Annotated in this window: 25 protein-coding genes; 12 read left to right on the plus strand and 13 right to left on the minus strand. The window is 71.1% G+C overall.

Features of this window, described 5'->3' with window-relative positions:
- Window positions 1-36: 36 nt before the first annotated feature.
- Entirely contained in the window at window positions 37-240 is a 204-nt protein-coding gene (locus ACJ8AN_RS27610; RefSeq protein WP_407758476.1) for a hypothetical protein, read from the minus strand.
- A gap of 372 nt (window positions 241-612) precedes the next feature.
- On the opposite strand from ACJ8AN_RS27610, the gene ACJ8AN_RS27615 reads away from it, so the two are divergent.
- Window positions 613-1,968, plus strand: coding sequence for a glycoside hydrolase family 1 protein (locus ACJ8AN_RS27615; protein ID WP_407758477.1), 1,356 nt, complete (start codon window positions 613-615; stop codon window positions 1,966-1,968).
- Here the strand turns inward: ACJ8AN_RS27615 and dusB are convergent.
- Window positions 1,947-2,960 carry a tRNA dihydrouridine synthase DusB gene (dusB, locus tag ACJ8AN_RS27620; RefSeq protein ID WP_407758478.1) on the minus strand — a complete coding sequence of 338 codons (1,014 nt, stop codon included), beginning with the start codon at window positions 2,958-2,960 and terminating at the stop codon, window positions 1,947-1,949. The genes ACJ8AN_RS27615 and dusB overlap by 22 nt on opposite strands.
- A gap of 92 nt (window positions 2,961-3,052) precedes the next feature.
- On the opposite strand from dusB, the gene ACJ8AN_RS27625 reads away from it, so the two are divergent.
- The 5 genes from ACJ8AN_RS27625 to ACJ8AN_RS27645 all read left to right on the plus strand — a co-directional run bounded on the left by ACJ8AN_RS27625 (window position 3,053) and on the right by ACJ8AN_RS27645 (window position 9,292).
- Entirely contained in the window at window positions 3,053-4,486 is a 1,434-nt protein-coding gene (locus ACJ8AN_RS27625; protein ID WP_407758479.1) for a metalloprotease, read from the plus strand.
- An 81-nt stretch (window positions 4,487-4,567) separates the two neighbouring features.
- Complete coding sequence (locus ACJ8AN_RS27630) at window positions 4,568-5,620, plus strand: acyl-CoA desaturase (RefSeq protein ID WP_407758480.1); 1,053 nt, start codon at window positions 4,568-4,570, stop codon at window positions 5,618-5,620.
- Between the two features lie 152 nt (window positions 5,621-5,772).
- Window positions 5,773-6,294: an RNA polymerase sigma factor gene (locus ACJ8AN_RS27635; RefSeq protein ID WP_407758481.1), complete on the plus strand. Its 522-nt coding sequence runs from the start codon at window positions 5,773-5,775 to the stop codon at window positions 6,292-6,294.
- Complete coding sequence (locus tag ACJ8AN_RS27640; protein WP_407758482.1) at window positions 6,291-7,067, plus strand: DUF1109 domain-containing protein; 777 nt, start codon at window positions 6,291-6,293, stop codon at window positions 7,065-7,067. The genes ACJ8AN_RS27635 and ACJ8AN_RS27640 overlap by 4 nt, the downstream gene beginning before the upstream one ends.
- Window positions 7,068-7,201: 134 nt before the next feature.
- A complete protein-coding gene (locus ACJ8AN_RS27645) occupies window positions 7,202-9,292 on the plus strand; it encodes a chloride channel protein (protein ID WP_407758483.1) in 2,091 nt (696 codons plus the stop codon).
- Window positions 9,293-9,324: 32 nt separating this feature from the next.
- Here ACJ8AN_RS27645 and ACJ8AN_RS27650 read toward each other — a convergent pair whose 3' ends face one another.
- Window positions 9,325-9,651 (minus strand): hypothetical protein, encoded by a 327-nt coding sequence (locus ACJ8AN_RS27650; protein WP_407758484.1) that lies wholly within the window; start codon window positions 9,649-9,651, stop codon window positions 9,325-9,327.
- 146 nt (window positions 9,652-9,797) lie between these two features.
- On the minus strand, window positions 9,798-10,394 hold the full coding sequence (locus tag ACJ8AN_RS27655) for a TetR/AcrR family transcriptional regulator (protein ID WP_407758485.1): 597 nt from the start codon (window positions 10,392-10,394) through the stop codon (window positions 9,798-9,800).
- 136 nt (window positions 10,395-10,530) lie between these two features.
- Between ACJ8AN_RS27655 and ACJ8AN_RS27660 the strand changes: the two genes are divergently transcribed.
- The 3 genes from ACJ8AN_RS27660 to ACJ8AN_RS27670 all read left to right on the plus strand — a co-directional run bounded on the left by ACJ8AN_RS27660 (window position 10,531) and on the right by ACJ8AN_RS27670 (window position 13,569).
- The gene (locus ACJ8AN_RS27660; RefSeq protein ID WP_407758486.1) at window positions 10,531-11,490 is read left to right on the plus strand and encodes a methyltransferase; all 960 of its coding nucleotides are present in this window, start codon (window positions 10,531-10,533) and stop codon (window positions 11,488-11,490) included.
- A gap of 74 nt (window positions 11,491-11,564) precedes the next feature.
- Window positions 11,565-12,794: a type II CAAX prenyl endopeptidase Rce1 family protein gene (locus ACJ8AN_RS27665; protein ID WP_407758487.1), complete on the plus strand. Its 1,230-nt coding sequence runs from the start codon at window positions 11,565-11,567 to the stop codon at window positions 12,792-12,794.
- 10 nt (window positions 12,795-12,804) lie between these two features.
- Complete coding sequence (locus ACJ8AN_RS27670) at window positions 12,805-13,569, plus strand: hypothetical protein (RefSeq protein ID WP_407758488.1); 765 nt, start codon at window positions 12,805-12,807, stop codon at window positions 13,567-13,569.
- Here the strand turns inward: ACJ8AN_RS27670 and ACJ8AN_RS27675 are convergent.
- The 5 genes from ACJ8AN_RS27675 to ACJ8AN_RS27695 all read right to left on the minus strand — a co-directional run bounded on the left by ACJ8AN_RS27675 (window position 13,560) and on the right by ACJ8AN_RS27695 (window position 18,201).
- Window positions 13,560-13,937: a terminase gene (locus ACJ8AN_RS27675; RefSeq protein ID WP_407758489.1), complete on the minus strand. Its 378-nt coding sequence runs from the start codon at window positions 13,935-13,937 to the stop codon at window positions 13,560-13,562. The genes ACJ8AN_RS27670 and ACJ8AN_RS27675 overlap by 10 nt on opposite strands.
- A gap of 198 nt (window positions 13,938-14,135) precedes the next feature.
- The gene (locus ACJ8AN_RS27680) at window positions 14,136-14,750 is read right to left on the minus strand and encodes a hypothetical protein (RefSeq protein WP_407758490.1); all 615 of its coding nucleotides are present in this window, start codon (window positions 14,748-14,750) and stop codon (window positions 14,136-14,138) included.
- 280 nt (window positions 14,751-15,030) lie between these two features.
- Entirely contained in the window at window positions 15,031-15,534 is a 504-nt protein-coding gene (locus tag ACJ8AN_RS27685) for a hypothetical protein (RefSeq protein WP_407758491.1), read from the minus strand.
- An 8-nt stretch (window positions 15,535-15,542) separates the two neighbouring features.
- A complete protein-coding gene (locus tag ACJ8AN_RS27690) occupies window positions 15,543-15,923 on the minus strand; it encodes a hypothetical protein (RefSeq protein WP_407758492.1) in 381 nt (126 codons plus the stop codon).
- Window positions 15,924-16,014: 91 nt separating this feature from the next.
- On the minus strand, window positions 16,015-18,201 hold the full coding sequence (locus ACJ8AN_RS27695; RefSeq protein ID WP_407758493.1) for an ATP-binding protein: 2,187 nt from the start codon (window positions 18,199-18,201) through the stop codon (window positions 16,015-16,017).
- Between the two features lie 244 nt (window positions 18,202-18,445).
- On the opposite strand from ACJ8AN_RS27695, the gene ACJ8AN_RS27700 reads away from it, so the two are divergent.
- The gene (locus ACJ8AN_RS27700) at window positions 18,446-19,009 is read left to right on the plus strand and encodes a hypothetical protein (RefSeq protein WP_407758494.1); all 564 of its coding nucleotides are present in this window, start codon (window positions 18,446-18,448) and stop codon (window positions 19,007-19,009) included.
- Between the two features lie 3 nt (window positions 19,010-19,012).
- Here ACJ8AN_RS27700 and ACJ8AN_RS27705 read toward each other — a convergent pair whose 3' ends face one another.
- Together ACJ8AN_RS27705 and ACJ8AN_RS27710 are read right to left on the minus strand one after the other, a co-directional pair.
- Window positions 19,013-20,131 (minus strand): glycosyltransferase, encoded by a 1,119-nt coding sequence (locus ACJ8AN_RS27705; protein WP_407758495.1) that lies wholly within the window; start codon window positions 20,129-20,131, stop codon window positions 19,013-19,015.
- Window positions 20,132-20,215: 84 nt separating this feature from the next.
- Window positions 20,216-21,319: a glycosyltransferase family 4 protein gene (locus ACJ8AN_RS27710; protein WP_407758496.1), complete on the minus strand. Its 1,104-nt coding sequence runs from the start codon at window positions 21,317-21,319 to the stop codon at window positions 20,216-20,218.
- Between the two features lie 411 nt (window positions 21,320-21,730).
- On the opposite strand from ACJ8AN_RS27710, the gene ACJ8AN_RS27715 reads away from it, so the two are divergent.
- Window positions 21,731-22,012, plus strand: coding sequence for a CopG family ribbon-helix-helix protein (locus tag ACJ8AN_RS27715; protein WP_407758497.1), 282 nt, complete (start codon window positions 21,731-21,733; stop codon window positions 22,010-22,012).
- Complete coding sequence (locus tag ACJ8AN_RS27720; RefSeq protein ID WP_407758498.1) at window positions 22,000-22,302, plus strand: type II toxin-antitoxin system RelE/ParE family toxin; 303 nt, start codon at window positions 22,000-22,002, stop codon at window positions 22,300-22,302. Before ACJ8AN_RS27715 ends, ACJ8AN_RS27720 begins: the two co-directional genes overlap by 13 nt.
- A gap of 232 nt (window positions 22,303-22,534) precedes the next feature.
- Here the strand turns inward: ACJ8AN_RS27720 and ACJ8AN_RS27725 are convergent, their stop codons facing one another.
- A complete protein-coding gene (locus ACJ8AN_RS27725; RefSeq protein WP_407758499.1) occupies window positions 22,535-23,155 on the minus strand; it encodes a hypothetical protein in 621 nt (206 codons plus the stop codon).
- Window positions 23,156-23,162: 7 nt separating this feature from the next.
- On the minus strand, window positions 23,163-23,975 hold the full coding sequence (locus ACJ8AN_RS27730) for a hypothetical protein (protein WP_407758500.1): 813 nt from the start codon (window positions 23,973-23,975) through the stop codon (window positions 23,163-23,165).
- Window positions 23,976-24,144 lie beyond the last annotated feature (169 nt).

The raw sequence follows: 24,144 nt of genomic DNA on the forward strand, positions 1-24,144 counted from the left end.
GAGCCGTTCAAACTGTGCGAAGTGACTACCTTACGTCTAGCCCTCGGAAGGAGCGGCCTCGGCGGAGGACTTCGCCGTGCTCTTGCGGCGGGTCGTCTTCCGGGCGGCGGTCTTCTTGCCAGCGGCCTTCTTGGCCGTGGCCTTCTTCGCGGTCCGGGGAGCAGCGGTCTTGCGGGTGGTCTTCTTCGCGGCGGTCTTCTTCGTCGCGGCCTTCTTCGCGGTCTTCTTCTTCGCGGCCATCTAAAGCCTCCGTTGGTTCACCGCCACTCACGAGGAGTGGGGCCTGCACTCGCATGGGGAGTGCTTGTCATGAATGGTAGAGATGCCTTGCCAGTGTGTCAACGCATGGTGATGTAGTGCAACGCGTGGCGCGCCGATTTTTCGGCATCGCGCGCGTTCGCGCTCCCCCGCGAAGCCCCGAAACGCACCTTCCCCACCACGAACACACCGCGAATCGCGTCCGCGCGGAGGCCGATTTTCCGGCCTCGGCGGCGTTTCGGACTTCCGGAGCACGCGGGAAGCACGCGCGCGACTGTCGCCTCGCGCGCACTCGGCACCGCGCACCCCGTGCTTTGAGCGCGCACACGACGCATCTACGGTGCTCCACCCGCCATGAGTGCTCACGACATGACCTTCCCCTCTGACTTCACCTTCGGCGTCGCCACCTCCGCGTACCAGGTGGAGGGCGGCCTCGAGAACGACTGGGCCGAGTGGGAGCGCGCCGGGAAGCTGAAGGACCCGCACATGCGCTGCGGCCGCGGCGTGGACCACTGGAACCGCTACGAGGAGGACTACGGCCTGGCGCGCGACGTGGGAGCCACCGCCTTCCGCATGTCGCTGGAGTGGGCCCGGATTGAACCGGAGCGCGGGCGGGTGGACGGCGCGGTGCTCGAGGCCTACCGCGAGCGGCTGCTGCGGATGAAGGCGCGCGGCCTGCGCCCGGTGGTGACGCTCCACCACTTCACCCACCCCTCCTGGTTCCACCGCGAGACGCCCTGGCACCTGCCCCGGAGCGTCGACGCCTTCCGCGCCTACGCGCGCGCGTGTGCCCCTGTTCTCGAGGGGTTGGATGCACTCGTCATCTCGCTCAACGAGCCCATGGTGCTGCTGCTGGGCGGCTACCTGCAGGGCCTCATGCCCCCCGGAATCGCCGACGGCGCGAAGACGATGGCGGCGCTGGAGAACATGGTGCGCGCCCACGTGGCCGCGCGCGAGGAGCTCCAGGCGGTGCTCGGCCGGGTGGAGCTGGGCATTTCCCAGAACATGCTCGCCTTCGCGCCGGACCGCTGGTGGAACCCGATGGACCGAGCGCTCGTGCGGCTGGGCGCCCAGGCCTACAACCACGCCTTCCACGAGGCCCTGGTGTCCGGCCGGCTGCGGGTGAACATGCCCGGCATCGGCTCCACCCGGGTGGACGTGCCCGGCGCGCGCGGCTCCTGCGACTTCATCGGGATGAACTACTACACGCGCGCCCACCTGCGCTTCATCCCCAAGCCCCCCTTCATCGACTTCAAGTTCCGGGACGTGAACGGCCGGGGCCTCACCGACATCGGCTGGGAGCTGTGGCCCGAGGGCTTCGGCCAGGTGCTGCGCGAGCTCAAGCGCTACGGGCTGCCGGTGTGGGTGACGGAGAATGGCATCGACGACCGCTCGGGGCTCCGCCGGCCCGACTACATCCACGCCCACCTGAAGGAGCTGCTCGCCGCGCGCGCCGACGGGGTGGACGTGCGCGGCTACCTCTATTGGAGCCTGCTGGACAACTTCGAGTGGCTCGAGGGCTGGGGGCCGCGCTTCGGCCTGTACCACGTGGACTTCAACACGCTCGAGCGCCGCCCCACCCCGGCCTGCCGCTACTTCCGGGAGGTGGCCACCACGCGACAGCTCCTCCCGCCCGAGGCCGTACTCCACCGCGCGCCCGCTCCCGGCGCCGAGCCGCTCCGCCTGGCTCAGCCCAGCGCCGCCCGGTAGTCGACGTCCTGCTCCTCCTCGGGGGCATGGGGGTCGACGTGCGCGGAGAGGAAGAAGCGGCGCACCGCCTCCCGCACCGCCTCGGCCGAGTCGAGCTGGTTCACCTCGGAGCGGAAGACGGCGGCCCCGCGCAGCCCGTGGCCGTACCAGGCCAGGTGCTTGCGGAAGGAGCGCACGGCGGGGAGCTCCTCGCCCACGAAACCGAGGTGGGCGGCGAAGTGGCGCAGCACCAGCTCGCTGCGCTCCTCGGGCGTGGGCGGGGGGCCGCCGAGCAGCTCGCGGAATATCCACGGGTTGCCCAGGGCGCCGCGGCCAATCATCACGAAGTCGCAGCCGGTGGAGTCCAGCATGCGGCGGGCGTCGGCGGGCGTCTTCACGTCCCCGTTGCCGATGATGGCCCGGTCCGGGAAGTGGCGCTTGAGGTCGGCGATGACGCTCCAGTCCGCCTGGCCCGAGTAGCCCTGGGCGCGGGTGCGCGGGTGGATGGCGAGCGCGGCGCACCCGGCCTCGAAGAGCTTGCCGGCCACCTGGAGGTAGTTGCGCTGCTGCTCGTCCCAGCCCGAGCGGATTTTACAGGTGACGGGCAGGCCGGTGGCCGCGTGGATTTCGCGCACGAGCGCCGCGCCCCGGTCCGGCTCGCACAAGAGGGCGCTGCCGGCGCCGTTCTTCGTCACCTTCTTCACCGGGCAGCCCATGTTGATGTCGATGATTTGCGCCCCGTACTGCTTGCCGATGACGGCCGCGCGGGCCATGGACTCCGGCTCGCCCCCGAAGATTTGCAGGCTGTAGGGCCGCTCCACCTCGGCGTCGTAGCGCAGGTACTTGAGGGTGCGCTGGTTGGTGCGCATCAAGCCCTGCGAGCTCACCAGCTCGGTGGGGCAGAGAGCGGCCCCCATCTGGAAGGCGATGACGCGGAAGGGCTTCTCGCTCACCCCGGCCATGGGGGCGAGGATGAAGGGGTTGGGCAGCGTGTAGGGACCGATGCGGAGCATGGCGGCGGGGGAACCTAGCGGATTAGCGGGATTGTTCCAGGGCCCGGGCGAGAGCCTGCGCGGCCGCTCTCCTTTGGTTAAGGTCAGGCCCCATGTTGCGCTTCCGGCTCGGGACCATCCCCGTCGAGGTCCACCTCTCGCACCTGCTCTTCTCCGCCCTCATGGGCGTCCTGATGGTGCGGGACATGCCGGCGCTGGAACCGGACGTCTGGCCCTACCGCCCGCTCCAGCACCCCGGCGGCCCCGAATACGCCACCACGGCGCTGCTCGTCGTCGCCTCGTGGATGCTCATCATCTTCGTGTCGGCGCTCGTCCACGAGGCCGGCCACGCGCTGATGCTCCGGGCCTTCGGCTACCGGCCGAGCATCCAGCTCATCTGGCTGGGCGGCGGCACCCGGCCCAACACCGCCTTCCCCATCCCCTGGCACCGGCTGGTGCTCATCACCGCCGCGGGGCCCCTGGCCGGGCTGGTGCTGAGCGGGGTAACGCTCGGGCTGTGGCGCTACGGGGTGGCGCCGGACGCCGAGCGCTGGCGCTTCCTCCTCCTCTGGTGCAGCGCGGCCAATGCCTTCTGGGCCCTCTTCAACCTCATCCCCGTGCCGACGCTGGACGGGGGCACCATCCTGAGCACCCTGTCCACCCGCGCCTTCGGCCGCCGGGGCTTCATGGGCGCGCAGTTGCTGTCGCTCGTGCTGTGCATGGCGCTGGTGGCCTACGGGCTGCGCCACGCGCTCCTCGTCGCGCTCCTCTTCGGCATGTACGGCTTCCACGCGCTGCGGCTGCTGCTGGCCACCTCGCGCGGAGAGCTCAAGGTGAGCTCGGGCGTGCCCCCCGCGCCGCTGATGCTCGCGCTCCAGGAGGCCCAGGCCGCCCTGGCCGACGGACGGCTCGACGAGGCCCGCCAGCGCGGCCTCTCCTTATTGGAGGAGGAGACGTGCACCCCGGAGCTCGCCTCGCGCGTCCACCACCTGCTCGGCTGGGTGGCCCTCAAGGAGGGCCAGGGCCGCACCGCGCTCGACCACTTCTCCCAGGTGCACCGCCGGCCCGTGGAGACCCACGCCCTCGCGGCCGCCTTCTCCCTCATCGGCGACGAGCCCCGCGCGCTCGCCCTGTGGGAGCTGGCCTGGCACGAGTCGCGAAACCGCACCGTGCTGCACGAGTACGCCGGCTCGCTCATCCGCTCGGAGCGGGTGCAGCAGGCGCTGCGGCTGCCCGGGGTGGACATGGAAGCGGCCTTCCTGTGCGCCGAGCGGCCCCTCTTCATCCGCGGGGCGTACTCGGAGGCGGCGGCCATCGCCGAGGCGGGCCTCGTCCACGCACCCGTCGCCCGCCTGGCCTATGACGCCGCGTGCGCCCATGCCCGGGCGCGTCACCTCCCTGACGCGATGCGCTTGCTGCGGCGCGCCACCGAGCTGGGCTTCCAGGACGCCGACTACGCGGCCTCCGACGAGGACCTCGCTCCCCTGCACGGCCTTCCGGACTTCGAGCAGTGGCTCTCCGGGCTCCTGAAATCTGCCTCCGCCTGACATGGCCATGACATGAGGGGGTGTTGATGCGGGACGAGACTGAGCACCTTCCCGCTCGGTCAGCTTCCTGCCGAGGCCCCCTTGACTGCTCCAACCTCCGCGCCGGTCCAGGACGAGAAGATCAACTGGCTGTCGTCCATCCCCTTCTTCGGCGTGCACCTGATGTGCCTCTTCGTGTTCTACACGGGGGCGCGTCCGCTCGACGTCGCGGTGTGCGTGGGCCTGTACATCTTCCGCATGTGGGGGATTACCGCTGGCTTCCACCGCTACTTCAGCCACCGCGCCTACAAGGCGGGCCGCGGCTTCCAGTTCTTCCTCGCCCTGGCGGGCACCCTCGCCGTCCAGAAGGGACCGCTCTGGTGGGCCGCGCACCACCGGCACCACCACCGCTACTCGGACTTCGAGCAGGACATCCACTCGCCCCTGCAGAAGGGCTTCTGGTGGAGCCACGCCGGGTGGATCCTCTGCGACAAGTACAACGAGACGCGCTACGAGAGCATCAAGGACTTCGCGCGCTTCCCGGAGCTGAGGTGGCTCAACCGGTTCTTCGTCGTGCCGCCGGTGCTGCTGGCCGTGGCGCTCTACTTCATCGGCGGCTTCTCGATGCTGGTGTGGGGCTTCTTCGTCAGCACCACCCTGCTCTACCACGGCACCTTCACCATCAACTCGCTCAGCCACGTGTTCGGCAAGCGCCGCTACAAGACGACGGACACCAGCAAGAACAACTGGCTGCTGGCGCTCATCACCCTGGGCGAGGGCTGGCACAACAACCACCACTACTACCAGAACACCGCCAACCAGGGCTGGTTCTGGTGGGAGGTGGACCTGAGCTACTACTCGCTCAAGGCGTTCTCGTGGGTGGGCCTCGTCAGTGATTTGCGCACCCCGTCCGAGGCGGTGAGGAACGCGTACCTGAAGTACACGCCGCAGGAGCGCGTGGAGCTCAACGCCCCGGTGCACATCCCCTGGTTCGCCCCCGTGGCCGCCCAGAAGAAGGCCGCCGAGGAGAAGTTCAAGGCCGCCGAGGAGAAGTTCAAGGCCGCCGAGGAGAAGGTGCGCGAGGCCCTCACGGCCGCGGCCGACAGCCTGCCCTCCTCCGCGCCCAGCCCCCAGGCGCTCCTCAAGCGCCAGTAACGAGAAGGGGGCGGAACAGCCGGCGCCCGGGTAGAGTTCTCCCCCCGGACGAGCCCGTGCCGCCCCCTTCGTTGAAACCCGAAACCGCCCCCGTGCGTACCGCTGACGAGCCGGCCCCCGCCCAGGCCTCCGGTGAGCCGGACGAGGTACTCATGACGCGGTTCCAGCAGGGCGATGCCCGGGCCTTCGAGGCCCTCTTCCAGCGCTACGCGAGGCCGATCCACGGCTACCTGGCGCGGGTGACGGGCAGCCCCGCCGCGGCGGAGGACCTGTCGCAGCAGACCTTCCTCTCCCTGGTGCGGGCACGCGGGCGCTTCCAGGCGGGCGCGCGGGTGAAGCCCTGGCTGTACGCCATCGCCACCAACGCGGCGCGCGACTGGCAACGGCGCAAGCGGCCCGAGGACCTGACGGACGAGGGCGAGCTGCCCACCGGAGTGCCCGCGGAGGAGCCGGCCGCCCGGGACGCGGGACTCGAGCATGCGGTGCAGCGGGCCCTGGCGCAGCTGCCCGAGGGCCAGCGCATCCCCATCGTCCTGCACCGCTTCGAGGGGATGGGCTTCGCGGAGATCGCCGAGGCGATGGGACTGACGGAGTCGGCGGTGAAGGTGCGGGCGCACCGGGGTTATGCGCGGCTGCGCGAGCTGCTGGCGGGCCTGCGGGAGGAGACGCGATGAGTCCCGAGTGCACGCGCGTGCTGGACGGACTGGGCCAGCCGCTGCCGCCGGAGCTGGGCGCGCACGTGGCCGCGTGCGCCGGGTGCCGCGCGCTGCTGGAGGGCTTCGGAGCACTGGAGGGCGTGGCGGCCCCGGCGCAGGCCCCCGAGGCGGTGCCCGCCCTGGAGTCGGCGAAGGCCCAGGCGCTGAAGGAGCTGGCGGCACACCCGAAGGCGACGCCCTGGTGGCGCGAGGTGGTGACGCTGGTGGGCGTGTACGTGGCCATGACGGCGCTGGGCGCGCTGGCGCTCTCGCGGGTGGGGCTGATGCTGAACGCGGCCCCCGTGGGAGTGGTGGCGGTGCTGGCGGTGCTCGTGCTGCTGACGATGGTGGGCGGGGCGGTGGTGGCGCTGGCGCCGACGCGGCGCGTGGCCTGGGGCCTGGTGGGGACGAGCGCGGCGGTGGTGGCGCTCTCGGTGGTGCTGGGAGGCTCGGGGCTGGCGGTGAAGGGCTTCCTCGCGGGCTGCATCGGATGCTGGCGCACGCACATGCTGCTGTCGGCGCTGCCGTTGGTGGCGGCGCTGGTGATGCTCCGGCGCTCGGCGTACCAGCCGGCGAGGGCGGTGGCCGCGGGCCTGTCGGCGGGAGCGGTGGGCCTGCTGCTGCTCCACGTGCACTGCCCGGACGGGAGCGCCGCGCACCTGACGGCCTCGCACGTGGGCCCGTGGCTGCTGCTGGGAGGACTCGCCCTGCTGGTGCGCTCGCGGCTGCCCACCCAGAACCACGCGCCGTAAATACCCCTCGCCACCACGGCGCTCGGCTCCAAGCCCTGAAGCGGCCCGGGGCTCCCTCCCCCGCTTGCACCCACGGTGTCGAATCTCCAATCCGCTTGAAATCTTGCCACCGGGGGCGTTTATTATGGGCTCAAATGAAGGACGAGCCTCCGCGCCCCCCCCGCACCTCGCTTCGTGAGGCGCTGCGGCGCTTCATCCATGCGTCGTTGCAGGCCTTCAACCGCATCCGGCTCCCGGGGCCCTCGGTGCTGCCCATCGCGGGAGCCGTGGTGGGGCTCTACAGCGGGCTGGCCGCGGGCATCTTCACCAACCTCATCGGGGTGGTGCGCGGCCTCGCCTTCAACCTCGCGTGGGTGGGCGATGCGATGCGCCGCCCCGGCTCGCGCACGTTGCTGTCCGCCTGGGACGCGCTGTCCCGAGCCTCCTGGCATCTCGAGTACGCCATCCTCGGCGCCCCCCTGGCCCTCGGCGCCCTGGTGCTCGCGCGCGTCATCGAGCCCGGAGGCCCGCGCGACGAGGTGAAGCGCCGGCTGCGGCTGCTGGCCCTGCTGGTGCTGGGCGCGCTCGCGCTCTACTACCCGCTGGTGGCGCTCACGGCGCTCAACCGCGCCTTCAGCGGCGCCCACGAGATGACGGAGATCCTCCCGCTGCTGCCGTGGTGGATCTACCTGCTGGCCCCGTCGCTGGGAGGCATGGCGGTGGGGCGGCTGCTGCGCGACCACCCGGACACCCATGGCCACGGCGTGCCCGAGGTGGTGCGGGCGGTGAAGAGCAACCAGGAGCTGCCGGGCCACCGTGGTCTGCTCAAGCTGGTGGCGAGCGCCATCACCATTGGCAGCGGTGGCTCGGCCGGGCGCGAGGGCCCCATCGTGTACGGAGGCGCCGCCTTCGCCTCGACGGTGGGCCGCACGCTGGGCTTCTCGCGCCGCGAGCTGGCCATCCTGCTGGCGTGCGGGGCGGGCGCGGGCATCGCCGCCTCCTTCAACACCCCCATCGGTGGCGCCGTGTTCGCGATGGAGATCATCCTGCGCGAGTTCGAGCTGCGCGTCTTCTCGCCCATCATCCTCGCGAGCGTGGCGGGCACGCTGGTGAGCCGGGGAACGGTGGGCGTGATGCCCATGCTGAGCCGGCTCGACTACCAGCTGGTGAGCGGCTGGGAGGTGCTGTGCTACGCGGGGCTGGGCCTCTCGTGCGGGCTGATCGCCTATGCCTTCGTGCGGATGCTGCACCACTCGGAGGACTTCTTCGCGGGACGGGTGGCGGGGCGGATGTCGGCGTGGTTCGGCCAGCGCCCGAGGCCCCTGCGCGCGGGGCTGGGCGGGATGTGCGCGGGCCTGCTCGCCATGCTGAGCCCCACGGTGTGGGGCAGCGGGCACGAATACCTCAACCTGGCGGCCATCGGGCAGCTGAGCTTCGTCTTCCTCGTCACCGCGTGCGTCGTGAAGCTGGTGGCCACGGCCATCACCCTGGGCTCGGGCGGCTCGGGCGGCACGTTCTTCCCCTCGGCGGTGATGGGGACGATGCTGGGCGGGGCCTTCGGCACGCTGGTGCACTACTGCTTCCCCCACGCCACCGGGCCCAGCGGCGCCTACGCCATCGTCGGCATGGGCGGCGCCGTGGCCGCGCTCACCCGAGGCCCCCTCACGGGGATGATGATGCTCTACGAGCTGAGCGGGAGCCACGCCCTCATCCTGCCGCTCATGGTGACGTGCACCATCGCCTCGGCGCTCTGCCACTACCTCTCCGAGCGCAAGGCGCCCAAGACGCAGACGGACGCGGAGCTGCTGGCCAACACGCCGGTGCGCGCGCTGATGCGCGAGCTGTCCCCCGTGCCCGCGGACATGCACCTGCGCCCGCTCATGGACCAGGTGCTCACCACCGAGAGCGGCACGCTGCCGGTGCTCGACGGAGACGGGAAGCTGTACGGCATCGTCCAGGTGGACCAGTTCCGCGACATCTGGCGCGACGAGTTGCTGCAGCCCGTGCTCGTCGCCAGCGACCTGGCGCGCAAGGTGCCCCTGCTCAGCCCGGACACGGATCTGGCCCACGCGCTCCACCTGATGGACCAGGAGGACGTGGACGCCCTGCCCGTGCAGGGCACCCCGGGCAGCCAGACCTGCGGCATGCTCACCCGCGCGCTCGTGCGCCGCTTCCTCTCCTCGCACCACGCGAGCCAGCACGCCCACGGCCAGCACCTCGTGGCGCCCACCGAGGCCGCGAACTGAGGCAGCCCCCCACGCGGGTGGGGCCGTCCCCGTCACTTGCGCGGGTTGATGTTGCGCTCCGGCGGCGCGTCGCTCACGCGGGGCTCGTCTCCGCCCTCACGCTCGTAGCCGCGCTCCTCGCGCGAGTTGCCGCCTTCGCCCCAGCGCGGCGAGTCCGTGGTGAGGGCGTGCTCCTCCTCCGACTCACCCCCCGAGGCCACCCGGAAGTCCGGCCCCGGCTCGTCCTTCAGCGGCTTGCCCGCCTTCTTCGCGTCCGCGTCCTCGGCGTCCGCTACCCGCTCCGTCCGGGCGCCATAGGTGTCCGCGGGGATGGGCCCTCCGGCCTTCTTCAGGTCCTTCTTGTCGTCGCGAATGCTCATGGCTCGCTCCTGTGCTCGCGGGACCGGGACGGTCCACGCTGGCTGGTCGTCCGCCCGTCAAACGTCATCACTCCCTCCCCCAGGTGCGAGGCGGGAACGAGGGCGGACAGGAGGGCGAGCGAGCGGCGGGTAGCCCGAGGGAGCCGCTAGGAGCCCTTCTTCGAGTCGTCGGCCAGCAGCACGGAGGCGCGCCGGGCCGCCGCGAGCAGCTCGTCGGACAGGGGCGTGCCCGAGGTGGCCCGGGCCAGGGACAGGGCCCCGACGCAGAGGGCATAGGTGGCCAGCGCGCGCTCGCGGGCACTGGCGCGCTCGTCCCTGGGCAGGTGCGCCGCCATGGCCTCCACCGTCGCGTCCATCTCCCGCGCCAGCGTCTCCTTCAGCCCGGCGTCTCCCCGCACCACATCGGACATCACCGCGGGCAGCGGACACATGGGCGTCTCCGCGTCCCGGTGCGTCCGGTTGAGGTAGCGCCGCACGAAGTGACTCACCCACTCCGGGCCCTTCAGGTCGTCCAGGTCCCGCAGCCACTCGGCGCGCCGGCCCGCCAGCATCCGCGAGAGCGATTCGACGAGCAGCGCCTGCTTCGAGCCGAAGTGCGCGTAGAAGCCGCCCACCGTCAGCCCCGCCGCCTTCATCACCGTCTCCACGCTGGCGCCCGCGAACCCCTGCCGCCGGAACAGGAGGCCCGCCGCCTCCAGGATGCGCTCGTGCGTGGCCTGCTTCTGCTCGGGGGGATGACCCATTCGACGCGACCTCTCTTCTCCACATTATAGCCATCACCCGAACCGCCCGCACGAGCCCCACCGAGCAGAAGAGCACCCCCCGCCTCCTCCTTGACGCACCCCGTCCCTCGGGAGTTGCGGTCATATTATGACAATAATGCTGACAGGGTGGCACGTGGCCCCGGAGCTGGGACTCTTCACCGTGCTGGCCCAGGGGCCCCTGGGCGGAGAGGTACTGGCCGAGAGGCTCGAGCTGCACCCACGCGTCTGGCGCGACTTCCTCGATGCGCTCGTGGCCCTGGGCATGCTGCGGCGTGACGAGGACGGCCGCTACGCCAACACGCCCGAAACCGGTACGTTCCTCGTCCGGTCCCGGCCCGGCTACGTCGGCGGGCTGCTCGAGATGGCCAATGCCCGGCTGTACGGTTTCTGGGGCTCGCTCACCGAGGCGCTACGCACCGGCCAACCCCAGAACGAGGAGAGGTCCGGGGGCAACCTGTTCGACGTGCTCTACGCCGACCCGGCCCGCCTGCGCGGCTTCCTCCAGGCCATGAGCGGCGCCAGCCTGCCCTCCGCGCGCGCCATCGCCGCGAAGTTCCCCTGGGAGCGCGCCTCCAGCTTCGCCGACCTCGGCACGGCCCAGGGCTGCCTGGCCGCACAGGTCGCGCTGGCACACGAGCACCTCACCGGCATCGGCTTCGACCTGGCCCCGGTCGGCCCCGTCTTCGAGTCGTACGTGCACCCGCTCGGCCTGGGCGGACGGCTGCGCTTCCAGGCCGGCGACTTCTTCCGCGACCCCCTCCCCGAGGCCGACGTGCTCGTGATGGGCCACATCCTCCACGACTGGGACCTCGAGCAGAAGAAGGCCCTGCTCGCGGCGGCCCTGCTCGCGCTGCCCCGGGGCGGCTCCCTCGTGGTCTACGACGCCATCATCGACGACACACGGAGCACCAACGCCTTCGGGCTGCTGATGAGCCTGAACATGCTCATCGAGACGCGCGGCGGCTTCGACTACACCGGGGCCGACTGCATCGGCTGGATGCGGGAGGTCGGCTTCCGCGAGGCCCGCCTCGAGCACCTCGCGGGGCCCGACTCGATGGTGATCGGCACGAAGTGAGACGTCGGAACCTCCTCCACCCGGGGGCTCGAAGCGAGTAGCTTGCCGCGAACCCCTTCGAGGAGCCGCCCCCCGTGCGGAACGCCGAACTGCTCAGCCAGAACGCTCCTTCCCCCCGGCGGGCGCTGGCCGAGGTGGGCCTGGTGCTCGTCACCGTGTTCCTCCCGGGGAACCTCTCCGCGTTCGGCACGTGGCCGCTCGTCGTGGCCACCTGCGTCCTGGCCGCCTGGGGACTCCTCATCCTGCGGCCCTGGGCACTGTTGCAGGCGGACCAGCCGGGTCATGCCCTGCTCTGTGTCCTCCTCTTCGGGCTGGCCCTCGGTGGAGCGACGGCGCCCGTGTGGTTCGGAGGCACGCATGCCCCGCCGCCCCGGCTCGGCGTGCAGCACACGCACGTCACCCTGGGCGCGGAGGGCCCCTCCGCGCGGCAGGCCGTCGAGCTCACCCGCATCGAGCCGGGACTTCCCGCCGACGGGCACCTGCAGGCCGGAGACCGCATCCTCGCGGTGGATGGCCAGCCCCTGTCCGCCACGGAGCCCGAGCTGGATTTCCAGACGCGCGTGCGCGAGGCGGGGGACGGCGCCAGCACGGACATCCACTTCACCCTCGAGCGCAAGGGCGAGACGCGCGAGGTGACGGTCCACGTCGGGCCCACGCGCAAGGCCATGCCCTTCAAGCCCGGCTCCATGACGTGGCTGTGCCTGCGCGCGCTCGGCATGTGCCTCCTCGTGGCGCTGATGGTCTGGAGGGACGGCCAGGGGCCCGCACAGCTGGGGCTCGCTCGCGAGGGACTGGGGCTCGAGCTCCTCCTCGGCATTCCCGCCACCTTCGGCGCGTACGCCGTCCAGTTCGCCGCCGCCCTTCCACTCGCCCTCATCGCCGCGCTGCTGAAGCTCACCGCGAAGGAGGCCGCCACGCGCACCGAGGTGGCCACCGCGCTCGCGGGGACGGGGCTGAGCCTGCCCGTCTTCGCCGCGGCCATGGTGCTCGTCACCGGCTTCGAGGAGCTCGCCTTCCGCGGCTTCCTCGTCCCCCGGATGCGGGTGCTCGTGGGCCGCTGGTCCTTCGCGGTGGTCCTCTCCGCCGTCCTCTTCGGCATGGGGCACTTCTACGAGGGCACGCTCGCCGTCGTTCAAACGGCCCTGCTCGGCGTCTACTTCGGCTTCGTCTTCCTCTACCGCGGCCGCCTGCCCTCGGTGATGGTGGCCCACGCCGCCTTCAACACGCTCAACTTCGCGCTGATGCTGTGGCTGCAGCGCTCGGGCCTCCTCGAGAAGCTCTCCCAGCAGCTTCCGCACCCGTAGCCCACGCCCCATGCTCCAGCACCTGCTCCGCCTCTCCCGACACTCGCCCGCCGTCGAGCTGGAGACCGTCCGGCGCGAGGCCATGTCCGACGCGCTCATCCGCGAGCTGCACGCGGTGGCCAACTCGCTCATGGCCGAGGACCTGGAGCACTTCCGCGTGCACGCCCTCTCCAACGAGCTCGTTCACCTCTTCCGCCGCACGGACACGCGGAGCCTCGTCGGCTTCCAGTTCTGGAAGACGGCGCCCATCGCACTGCCGAGGGGCCGCATCATCCTCGGGGGCAAGCTGCGAATCCTCCCCGAGTTCCGCAATCGCGGCCTGCACCTGCTCTCCGGCCTGACGTTCTACTTCCAGGACAAGCTGCGCCATCCGCTCGCCCGGCACTACCGCCTGTCCATCGCCAGCCTGTTCGGCTTCGTGTCCATCACCGAGGCCCTCGCGCGCTACCAGCTCTTCCAGCCCCAGCAGCGCACCGGGGAGCTGAGTGCCCTCCGCGAGGCCTTCCTCACGCTCGCCGGGGAGAGCCACTTCCGCGTGGACGAGGAGCGCGGGCTCTTCTTCGTGAACATCTTCATGAAGCCCGAGACGCTGGCGCGCTTCTCGCCGGACTACTTCCAGCGGCCCGCCGCCCGGGCGTATGCCGCCGTCAATCCGGAGTTCCGCACCAACGGCAGCTACGTGGGCTTCTGGTTCCGCTTCACGCCCGACAACCTGGCGTCCCTGCTGGGCACCACCCTGCGCAAGCTGCTGCGGAACCCGGGCACTCAGGGCTGAGTGAGCGGCGCCTCGCGCGTCGCACGCCACGCACGAGCGAAGCCGCCCGACAGCACGAAGCGGGGAAACGTCACCCACTGCTCGACGAAGAGCCGCACGAGGGCATCGAAAGGGCCTCGGAACGGTACGGGGGAGGCCGCCTCGAGACGGTGGCCCCGGCCCTCGAGCGCCAACGCCCCCACGGTGAACAGGGCCCCGGGCAGCACCATCCAGAGCGAGGTGAAGGGCGCGGTGACGAGCAGCACGTTGCCCAGGTGAAACAGCGGCACCGACACCCCATGCAGCAGGAGGTTGCGGCGAGCGCGGTGGTTGTCGGGGTAGAGGTTCCACTGCCAGGCGAGGAGCCCTTCGGAGCGGTCATCCATCATGGCCCCATCGTACACAGGGGCCGGAAGAAGGGCCCTCTCCGCCTGAGCCAGGTGGGGAAAATCCTGTCAGGGGTGCGCTCGCGGCAAGGAACGAGGCCCCTTCCGGTCGCGCTTCGTCCCGACTGGTACGACCATCGGACCAGTTGCGGGAAAACGCGCCCGGAGCCTCCCCCCCTGACAGGACCTACTCCACCTGGCTCAGGCCAGCACCCACCAGCCCCCGAGCATCACCGAGCCGAACGAGGCCACCGCCGGCACATGGCGCAGCAGCGCTCCGGGCTTCGGCATGGCCTTGGAGCTGGCCGACAGGGCCGCCGTCAGCGCCGACATGGCCAGCGTGCTCCCGAAGGCGAAACCGCCGAGGTACAGCGCCTGCCACGCCATGGACTCGGACACCGCCGCCGGCAGCAGCATCAGCACCGCCGCGGCCCCCGTCACGCCATGGATGAAGCCGATGGAGAGCACGCCCCAGGCCGTCACCTTGGACTGCTTCGGCGCGTTGGCTCCCTCGCCCGGCGAGCGGTGGAGCAGCCAGCGGCGCAGGCCCACCAGCCCCGTCACCAGCAGCGCACCGCCCGCGATGCGGTCGCCCCACGTGCGCAGCACCTCGAGGTCCAGCGCCGCGGCCACCATCCCCATCACCCCCGCGCACAGCAGCGTGCCGAGCGCATGCCCCACGCCCCACAGCAGCCCCACGCGCCAGGCCCTCCGGCCGAAAATCAGCGAGAGCGGCGCCAGGCTCAGCAAATGGTCCGGGCCCGAGACGGCGTGGAACGCACCCGTTCCCAGTCCAGCGAGGGCTGCTCCGGTCATGGACTTCCTCCCATGCCCGAGAAGCTGCGCTCCGGCAGGTGATGGCGCCAAGACAACCTTCCCATCTTCTTGATGGGGCTCGGTCATCAGGGCGTGAGGCTCTCCGTGGGACGGAGCGGGGACGTATCCGCCTGTGAGCGCGCCGCCGGACGGAGGGCCGCCCTCCCGCCCGGACCCCTGGCGCCAGCCCTGGAGCGGTGCGTCAGCAGGCGATCCTCAACCCCCCGTGTCTCCTCCGTGGGCTGCCCCGCGCCGTAGCCCGGGGCGCCCCGGAGGCGCCTCAGAAGAGGGGACCCGCGACGTCCACCTTCAGCTCGCCCCGGTTGGCGGCGACGATGAGCTGTTTGGCCAATGTCTCGCGCTCGGCGGGGCTCAGCATGGGCATCAGCAGCTGCAACTGGCCCCGGTCCTCCGAGGACCAGGTGCGCCGCGAGAGCCCGACCTCCACCATGCGCTGCGCCTCGCCGTAGCGGGGGCTGGGCGGCTTCGCCTCGGCCTCGTCGGGGTGCGCCGGCTCCTCGTTCTTCGGAGCGGGCGCGGCGGCGACGGGCTGCGGCGCCGGCACGGCGGGAGGACGCGAGGCCTCCGCCGCACGCAGCTCCTGGCGCACGGCGGTGCGAATGGCCTCCACGTCGGTGGAGGGCGCCTGTTGCCGCGCGGGCGCCGAGACCACCGGGGCCAGGGGCCGCGCGGCCGGTGGCGGGGTGGACCCGAGCGCCAGCCACATGCCCCCCGCGCCCAGCAGCCCTCCGGCCACGAAGGTGAGAATCTGACGTGCGCTCATGCGGGGCCCTACGGCAGGTTGTAGGAGGCGTTGACGCTGATGACGCGATCGCACGAGCCGTCGGAGTTCACCACGAAGTACAGGTAGGACGCCGGGTTGAGCGTCTGCACCACCTTCAGCATGTCGGCGTCACTGGTGAAGCAGGAGGCGTACTGGCCCGTGGCCGAGTACGCATAGCAGGTGGCCGAGAAGCTGCCCGTGTCGTAGGCGTAGAGCGAGCACCCGATGTACTGCTGCGAGTCCGCGCTGTTGCGCGCCGACTTGAAGGTGCCGTTGGCGTTCAGCTGTCCGTAACTGTCCGTCCAGACGCTCACCTGCTGGCCGCCATTGCTGCCCGCCACAGCCGCCGTCGTCACCGCGAGCAACGAAACGAAGATCAGCTTCTTCATGGTTGTCTCCCCGGGCCCGGTTCATCCGGGCCCATGCCCCCTCGGAGGGTGAGAGAGACTATACAGAAAAACACGTATTCACCGCCATCCCCTACTTCTCCGGGGACTCGCGCGGGGGGAGCTCCACGGTGAAGGTGGCGCCGTGGCCGGGGGAGCTCTCCGCGGTGACCGAGCCGCCCATGGCCTGGAGAATCTGCTGCGTCACGTAGAGCCCCAGCCCCAGCCCGCCGTAGTGCCGCTCGGACACGCCGCGCTCGAACTTGCGGAAGAGGCGCGCGAGCACCTGCGGCTCGATGCCGATGCCCTGGTCCCTCACCACCAGCAGGGCCCGCTCCCCGGTGCTCCGCACGTGGATGGACACGGGATGGCCCGCCCCGTACTTGATGGCGTTGGTGATGAGGTGCGAGACGACCTGCTCGAGCCGCAACCGGTCCCACTGCCCCACCACCGGCGCGTCCGCCTCCAGCACCAGGGGGCTGCCCGCCTGCGCCGCCTGGGAGTGCAGCCGCGCGGCCAGCTCGCGCACCAGCCCCACCAGGTCCAGCTCCTCGCGCTCGATGCGCAGCCGGCCCTCGCTCAGGCGCGCCACGTCCAGCAGCCCGTTCATCAGCTCCGCCAGCTTCTTCACCTGGCGCAGGCCCACCTCCAGATGGCCGAGCAGGCGCTGCACCTGCGGCGAGTCGCCCAGGGTCCGCACCTCGCGCGTGAGCACCTGGAGCTTGAGCGCCAGGGGCGTGAGGGGCGTCTTCAGCTCGTGGCTGGCCACGGCGAGGAACTCGTCGCGCAGTTGCACCGCGCGCTGCGCGTCCCGGTAGAGCCGCGCGTTGTCCGCCAGGAGCGCCGCGCGCCGGGCCAGGTCCTCCGCGGCCGCCAGCTCCACCGGGCCGTAGCGCCGCCCCGAGTGCGCGGTGGTGAAGAAGGTGAGGACGGCCAGGGTGCGCCCGCGCGCGATCAGGGGCACCGCCATCAGCGAGACGAGCCGGCTGGCCAGCAGGAACCGGACGTACTCCTCGCCGAGCGCCCGCGCCCGGAAGACCTCGGGGCTCACCTCCGCCAGCAGCACCGACCGGCCCTCGCGCAGCGCCTGCGTCGAAGGATGGGCGGGGTCGCCCTCCTTCCGGGCCGGAGAGTGGCGGGCCTGCTCGGCCAGCGGCTCATCCGCCGGGTCGGCCACCACCACCTCCACCCGGCGCATCGAGCCGTCCTCCTCCACCAGGTCCACCACGCACCAGTCGGCCAGCGCGGGGACGGCGAGCCGCGCCAGGGAGGAGAGCATCGTCGTGTAGTCCAGGGAGGAGGCCAGCGTGGTGCCCGTCTCCGCCAGGAAGAGCAGCAGCTCCTCGCGCTGGCGCCGCTCGGTGATGTCGATGACCGAGCCCACGTAGCCGAGGAACTCGCCGCCCGGTCCGAAGCGGGGAGACGCCGCGTCGATGGCCCAACGGTACTCGCCGTCCGCGCGCCGCAGCCGGTAGTCCAGCTGGTGGGCCGCACGCCTCCGGGTGGCATCGAGGAAGAGCTCCCGCGCCGACGCGGCGTCCTCGGGGTGCACGGCCTCCAGCCACCCGAAGCCCAACCCCTGCGCCTCCGTCTGGCCGGTGAAGTCGTACCACTGCCGGTTGAGGTACGTGCACTCGCCCCGGGCATCCGTCACCCACATCATCACCGGCGCGTGGTCCGCCATGTTGCGGAAGCGCGCCTCGCTCTCCTGGAGGGCGCGCTCGGCGGCCTTGCGCTCGCTGATGTCCATGAGCGTCACCAGCACCCGGTCCGCCCGCCCCGCCGCCGCATCCCAGGAGAAGGTGAAGAGCACATCGAGCCGCTGGCCGTCCAACGTCCGCACCACCGACTCCGCCTGGAAGAAGGGGCGGCCCTCGTCCAACGCGGCCAGTTGCTCGGCGAAGACCGTCAGCGTCTCCGGCAGGAAGACACGCTGGAGCGAGCCGAGCAGCTCCTCCGGGTTGGCCGCGCGGAACATCCGCACCGCGGCTTCGTTGACGCCCACCACCCGAACCAGCCCCGCCGCGTGGCGCACGAACTCCGGGTGCCCGGCGCAAAAGGCGCGCACGTCCCGGATGCCCTGGCGCCGCAGCTCGCGCACCGCCTCCGCGACCTCCGAGAAGTCCTCTTCCCAGATGGAGACCCCGACTCTCTGGACGATCCACCGGGCGTGGGCCTCGCGCTCCTCCAGCTCGGCGATACGCCGCAGCAGGACGCTCCGCTCGTCTCCGGGGCCCGTGTTCCGAGGCCCCTCGTGATTCTTCCTGGGTACCTTGGGCATGGCGTCGGGACGTGGATGCTAGGCGGAACACCCGGGCGGGCGCCGGAATTCACCCGGGCGCGTCACTTCCGGACAGTCGTGGGCCGTCTCTCCGAGCGCGTCCTCGAATTCCAGGTTGATGAGGGTGGTCTCGACTTTCCGTTGAATCTCCCCACCGAGGAGTGCCCCACGTGCGTGTCGCGAGTGGACCCGGCGGTGCAGCAGGCGCGCTTCCAGTCCTCGCTGACCGGCGACCTCTGACGCCTTGGAGCCGCGCCCGTCCAGACTGGGAGTCGGGCTCTCCTACCAGGGCCCGCTGCGCGACTTCGTCCGGGAGCACCTCGAGGACTTCGACTTCCTGGAGGTCGTCCCGGACATCTTCTGGACCGAGCACCCCGAGCGGGAGGGAGCGCGGCGCTTCGAGGAGAATCGCGAGGCCGTGCGCTTCCTAGATTGGGTGGCGCAAGCGCGCGCCCTGGGGCCCGCCGAGCCACCGTTGGAAGGCGAGGCCTGGTACGAGGCGCACCCGAGGCTCACGCCCTGGTGCCGCATCGTGCCCTTCCGGAGGGAACCGCTGGGCGTGCTGCGGGAGCTGTCCGCAGGCCGGCTGCCGCCCGAGGCGCCCGAGGGCGAGTACACCCTGGTGCTCGAGAGCGTGGCGCCGGGCCGGGTGGCGCAGCACTCGATGGACGCGCTCCGGGGGCGCCTGCTGCGCGCCAGCACGGGCGAGCGGAGCGTGTCCCACCTGTGCGCCGGGCTGGACTGCCTGCCCGCGCTCGTGCGCGAGCTGGCCGGACGCGGCTTCCTCCAGGTGACGCCCGGCGGGTGAGCCTCAGCCCACCGAGGCCTTCAGCGCGCCCGGCCCCGGCTCGTAGCCCAGCGCCTGCTCCACCTGCAGCGCCCGGTGCGCGTACGTGTGCTCGGCCAGCACGCGGCGCCGGGCCGCCTCGCCCAGCTGGCGCACGCCGTCGTCCGTGAGACACAACACCGCCTCCGCCACCTCCAGGCCGTCCTGCGCCACCAGACACTCGCGCCCCGGCTCGAGGAAGAGCTCGATGCCCTCCCAAGCGTCGGTAATCAGACACGCGCCCGCGGCGGCCGCCTCGAAGAAGCGCGGGGCCGGGGAGAAGCCGAAGCGCGCCATGCCGTCGCGGCTCACGTCCAGTACCGAGCGCGCGCTGGTGCGCAGGGCGTTGTGCTCGCGCGGCGCCACCGGGCCCACGTACCGCACGTTGGCGGGACGCGCCCGCTCACCCCAGCCCTCGCCGGCCAGGAGGAAGCGCTTGTCGGGGAGCAGGTCCGCGGCCCGCATGAGGAAGGACTCCATGCGCCGCTCCAGGTCCGGCCACCGGTCGTCCAGGAAGGCCAGGTCACAATCGAAGCGCGCGTCCACGGACTCCGGGCGGTGCACCTCGGGGTCCACCGCGCTGTACACCGGAATGCACTCGCGGGCCCCGAAGTCGCGGTAGGCCAGCACCACCGGGTCTCCCCCGCCCTGCGTGAAGACGCGGTCGTAGCGCGGCACCAGCGCCAGGAAGGGGTCCTCGGGGTTGCCCGCCATGCGCTCCAGCGACACCGGAGCATCCAGGTCCCAATACACCACCTGTGTGGTGGCGGACTTGAGCTCCAGCACCCGGGCGTCCAGCCACGCGTCGCGCAAGCCCACGTTGCTCGCCTTCACCACCACGTCCGCGCCCCGCGCGTCCTCCAGGCACCGCTCCAGGCCAGCCGTGCCCTCCGTCGAGTACATGACCACCGTGGCGAAGTCCGGGGCCACGGGCAGATCGCGGCGGGCCTGCCGCTCGGGCAGGGCCGGCTCGTAGAAGGTGATGCGGTGGCCGCGCGCGTGCAGTGCCTTGAGGAGGCCCCGGTAGTACATGGCGGCGCCGTTCCACCAGGCCGAGACGAGGCTCGCGCCGAAGAAGGCGATCCGAAGTCCGTGGCTGCTCATGTCGAATCCTTTCCCACAACCGGCCCCCAGCCCGGTCTCGACGCCCAGTACCCCTGAGACTGCGCACCGGACAACAGTCGCCGGTCAGGTTGCCCGCGCCAGCTGGGGCTGGACGGGCGGCGCCCCCCCGGACACACGGTCCAGGTCGGCATAGAGACCAAGGTAGGCATCGGCCATGCGATCCGGGGAGAAGTGCAGTGCACGGGTCCGTGCAAGGGTGGACATCCGGCTGCACAGCACGGGGTCCGCCACCAGCCGCCGCAGGGCCCGCGCGAGCATGTCCGTGTCGTCGGGAGGGACGAAGACGGCCGCGTCCTCCCACACCTCGCGCAGCGAGGGAATGTCACCCAACACCAGCGCGCACCCGGCGAGCGCCGCCTCCAGGGCCGAGGGCCCGAAGGAGTCGTGGCGCGCGGGCAGCACGAAGAGGGAGGCGCGGCCCATGTACGCGGCGAGCTCCTCGCGCGACAGCCACCCCAGGGCGCGCACGTAGCGCGTGCGCACCTCGCCACCGTCGGGATGCAGACGATCTCCCGCGACGAACACCGGCCAGTCCAGCCGGGGCGCCACCGTCTCGAGCACCTCGAGGTTGCGCGCCTCGTCCCAGAGCCGGCCGCTGGCGAGGATGAAGGGCTCGCGCAGGGCGCTGGGAGGGAAGTCCGCGGGGTGGCGCGCGTGGGAGATGACGCTCGTCGAGCGCAGCGTCCCATGGTGCCGCACCAGGGCCTCGAGAATGGCGGCGGTGGGCGCCACCACGTGGCCGGCGGCGCGCAGGCCCCGCGTCACCTCCCAGTAGTAGCGCAGCTCGTCCTCCTGCAGCGGCTCGCCCTCCTCCGTCCTCCACCGGGGGATGGCGCACTCGTGGGCCACCACCAGCGGCTGGTGCGCCCAGGGCAGCGCGCCGTGGCGGAAGCCATTGAGGTGCACCGCGTCCGGCCGCAGACGGTCTTCCAGCTCCAGCAGCCACTCCCCCGCCGCCTCCACTTCCTCGAAAGGCGCCTCGGGCCCCTCGACATTCCAGGTGCTCTGCTCAACGGAGAGCCCCGGCACGCTGCGCACCTCGGCCCACTGCGCCGCGGTGAGGGGTGTGCCCTGGGTGGCCAACGTCACCTCCACGCCCCGCTCGCCCAGGGCCCGGCTCAACTCCCGCGAGTACGACCACACCCCACCGGAGGTACGGGTCGTCATCAGCACGCGCCGCACCTCCCCGGGCGGGCTCGGGCGCGGAGACATGAAAGACACGGAGGGTGAGCGATCGCGCATGGAGGTAGGCGGTAACACGGCCGCCTGTCTGTAATGGGGTGGGGGGCCCCCAAGTGCCATGCCCGCTGAACGGATCACCCACTTGCGTGATGACTCGTCAACGCCCCGAGTGCCCGGAAGCCAACAGGCGATCCAGTGACGTGAAAACGTCCTTGTCTGCCCTTGGGCGGAATGACGGCCACGGGGTGCGAGGCCATGAAGGCGGCAGGCAGCGGAAAGCGGAGCCCGGCCTCCACCCGTTGCGTCCAGAGGACCAGGGCCGAGCGAGCGAGTTTGCCCGCATGGTACGCCGGTACGAACGTGGTAGTACCTCCACTGTTCCAGGGAATCACCGTCATGGCGACGTCGATCAAGCTGCCACCGCAACTCAAGAGCCGGGTCGAGGCGGCGGCGAAAGGGGCGGGCAAGAGTCCGCACGCCTTCATGGTCGAGGCCATCGAGCAGCAGGTGGCCCAGGCGGAGCGCAGACAACGCTTCGTTGAAGCGGCACTGGCCGCGGAGAAAGAGACGCTCGAGACAGGCGAGGGCTTCAACGCGGACGAGGTGCACGAAGCCATGGCGGCTCGGGCCCGGGGTGGCAGGACCCGGCGCCTCAAGGCTACGTCTTGGCGCGGGTAGTCTATGCCTCGGGGGCGTTGGCGGACTTCGAGCGGCTCGTCCGCTTTCTCGCCGAGCACGAGCCCGAGCTGGCGGAGCTCGCGGTCGCGCGGATCAGCGAGGCCGTGTCCGCCCTGGCGCGGCACCCGCTGATCGGCCGCCCCGCCGAGCACGGGCTGCGCGAGTTGGTCATCTCCCGCGGTCGCACGGGATACATCGCGCTCTACCGCTTCCTGAAAGCGGAGGACACCATCCTGGTGCTCGCTCCGCGGCATCAGCGAGAAGCGGGTTATGCCGATGTGGACGAGTGACGGGCCGCGGGGGCCTGCTCTCGACCGAAGTGGGCTCCCATCTACGCTGCGGGCACCACTCTATTGGAGGCGGCGGGAATCCAACCTGGCGCCTGTCACTCCCAGAGCCGGCCTGGCGGAGTCTCGAGGGAGCTTGGCGCCAGGCACTCTAAGCGCTGGAGTAGCCTGCGGGCCTTGAGACTCCGTTGTCCGCGCCGGGCGAGCGCCAGGTGCTCATGGTTGCCGCTTCGCCCTACATCACGACGCCCGGCACCCCTTCTAGCGCCGCGCGCAGCTCCTCGACTGTCGTGTCCTTCTTCTCCGCGATGGTGGGCGCGTGCCAGGTCACCGCCGCCGTTTCCTTAGTCGACTCGCACACCACCTCGATGGTGGTTCGGCCGACTAGTCCGGGCCAGGCGTGCCGGCGAAGCTCCGCCGCGTGCCTGAGCGGGTCCAAGAAGGTAAAGCATGGCCAGCGCGGCAGGCGGATGGTGCTCATGTCGCAATTGTTGAAGCCAACCCCATGGAGCTGGGCCTCGGAGAAGTCACAGTGCTCGATCCCTCCTGGCTTCCACCTACTCGTGTCGACCAGGCCCTCGCGGAACCCGAACTCGTGACCCGTGAAGCGGCCCTTGAATCGGCACCCCTTCAGCATCATCTGCGCCCACACCACTGCTTTCAACTGGCCCTTCGCCTGGATGGTACAGTCGATGAGCTGACCCGACATAGGAACCAGCGAGCGCCCAGCCGCGCTGATGATGACGGTGCAGTCGCGCAGCGTGAGGTCCGGACCAAGCCAGTAGATTGGGCCCTTGGTCAGCTCAATCCGCTCGCCGACTATCTCTCGGTTCTCGTAGTGGATGTTGGGGGTCACTCGGGCCTCAGAAGAAGATCATGCGGAAGAAAGTGCTCGCCATCCGCCGCCCGTGCAGCGCGAAGTTGGACTCCGTGCCGGACAGGATCTCGTAATGGTAACTCTGTCCGGCCGGGCCCGTGATGTCGACACCGCGGCTGTTCCAGGACAGGCTCGGGAACCGCAGCTTCATCTGGGCCTCGACCCACCGCCCGCGTGCCTGCCGCTCAAGGAGATTCGCACGATGCTCCAGGCCGCGAGCGCGCATGGTCGCGATGGCGTCTAGCTCCTCCGGTCTCAGGTTCGCCGACGACCACCTTCCCGCAACCTCCTTCACCGCCGCCTGCAGCTCGTCGCCCAATGCGTCGCGCACCGGAATGTCGTGGATGCTCTTCCCGGGAGGGAGGTGCCACCGCTCCCCGTCGCTGAGCACGACCTGTTTGTTACCCCCGCGATGTTGGATGACCACCGTGTCCGAGCGCCCTCCAGCAGCTCCGCCGCTGCCGCTCTTCGCCAGGACGGTGATAGCCACCGCCGCCTGCGGGGAGGTCAGGACCACGAGCTCGCGGCTCTCCTCGACCACAACCTCCACCGCAGCCGCCTCCTCCATGGCCACGGCCACCGAGCCCTCCATCCCCTGGGCCGCCCACTGCGCCTGCACCTGGTTGAACCTGGGCAACGAGCGCACGTGCGCGGACACCTCGCCGAGCGTCCACCCGCTGAGCGTGGCCACCGCGAGAATGAGGGCCCGGGCCGCGTCCCTCCCAATTACCCGCCCGAAGGCCTCGCCGGCGTCGCGCAGCTCCTCGAAGGTGGTGGCCTCGTGCGCCCGCTGAGCCATGCTCGCCCAGCCGTCAACGAGCCCCCACATGGCGTCCACGCCCAACCAGGCCACCAGGACCACGGACAGCGCGGCCGCAGCCGCCTTCGTGCTCGGCTCGGGAAAGCCCCCAACGACGCACCCCCTTAAAGACGCAGCCGTCGCGAGATTTGGTGGTCATCACCCACCC

This window comes from Archangium sp., from assembly GCF_045802675.1.
GTDB lineage: Bacteria > Myxococcota > Myxococcia > Myxococcales > Myxococcaceae > Archangium.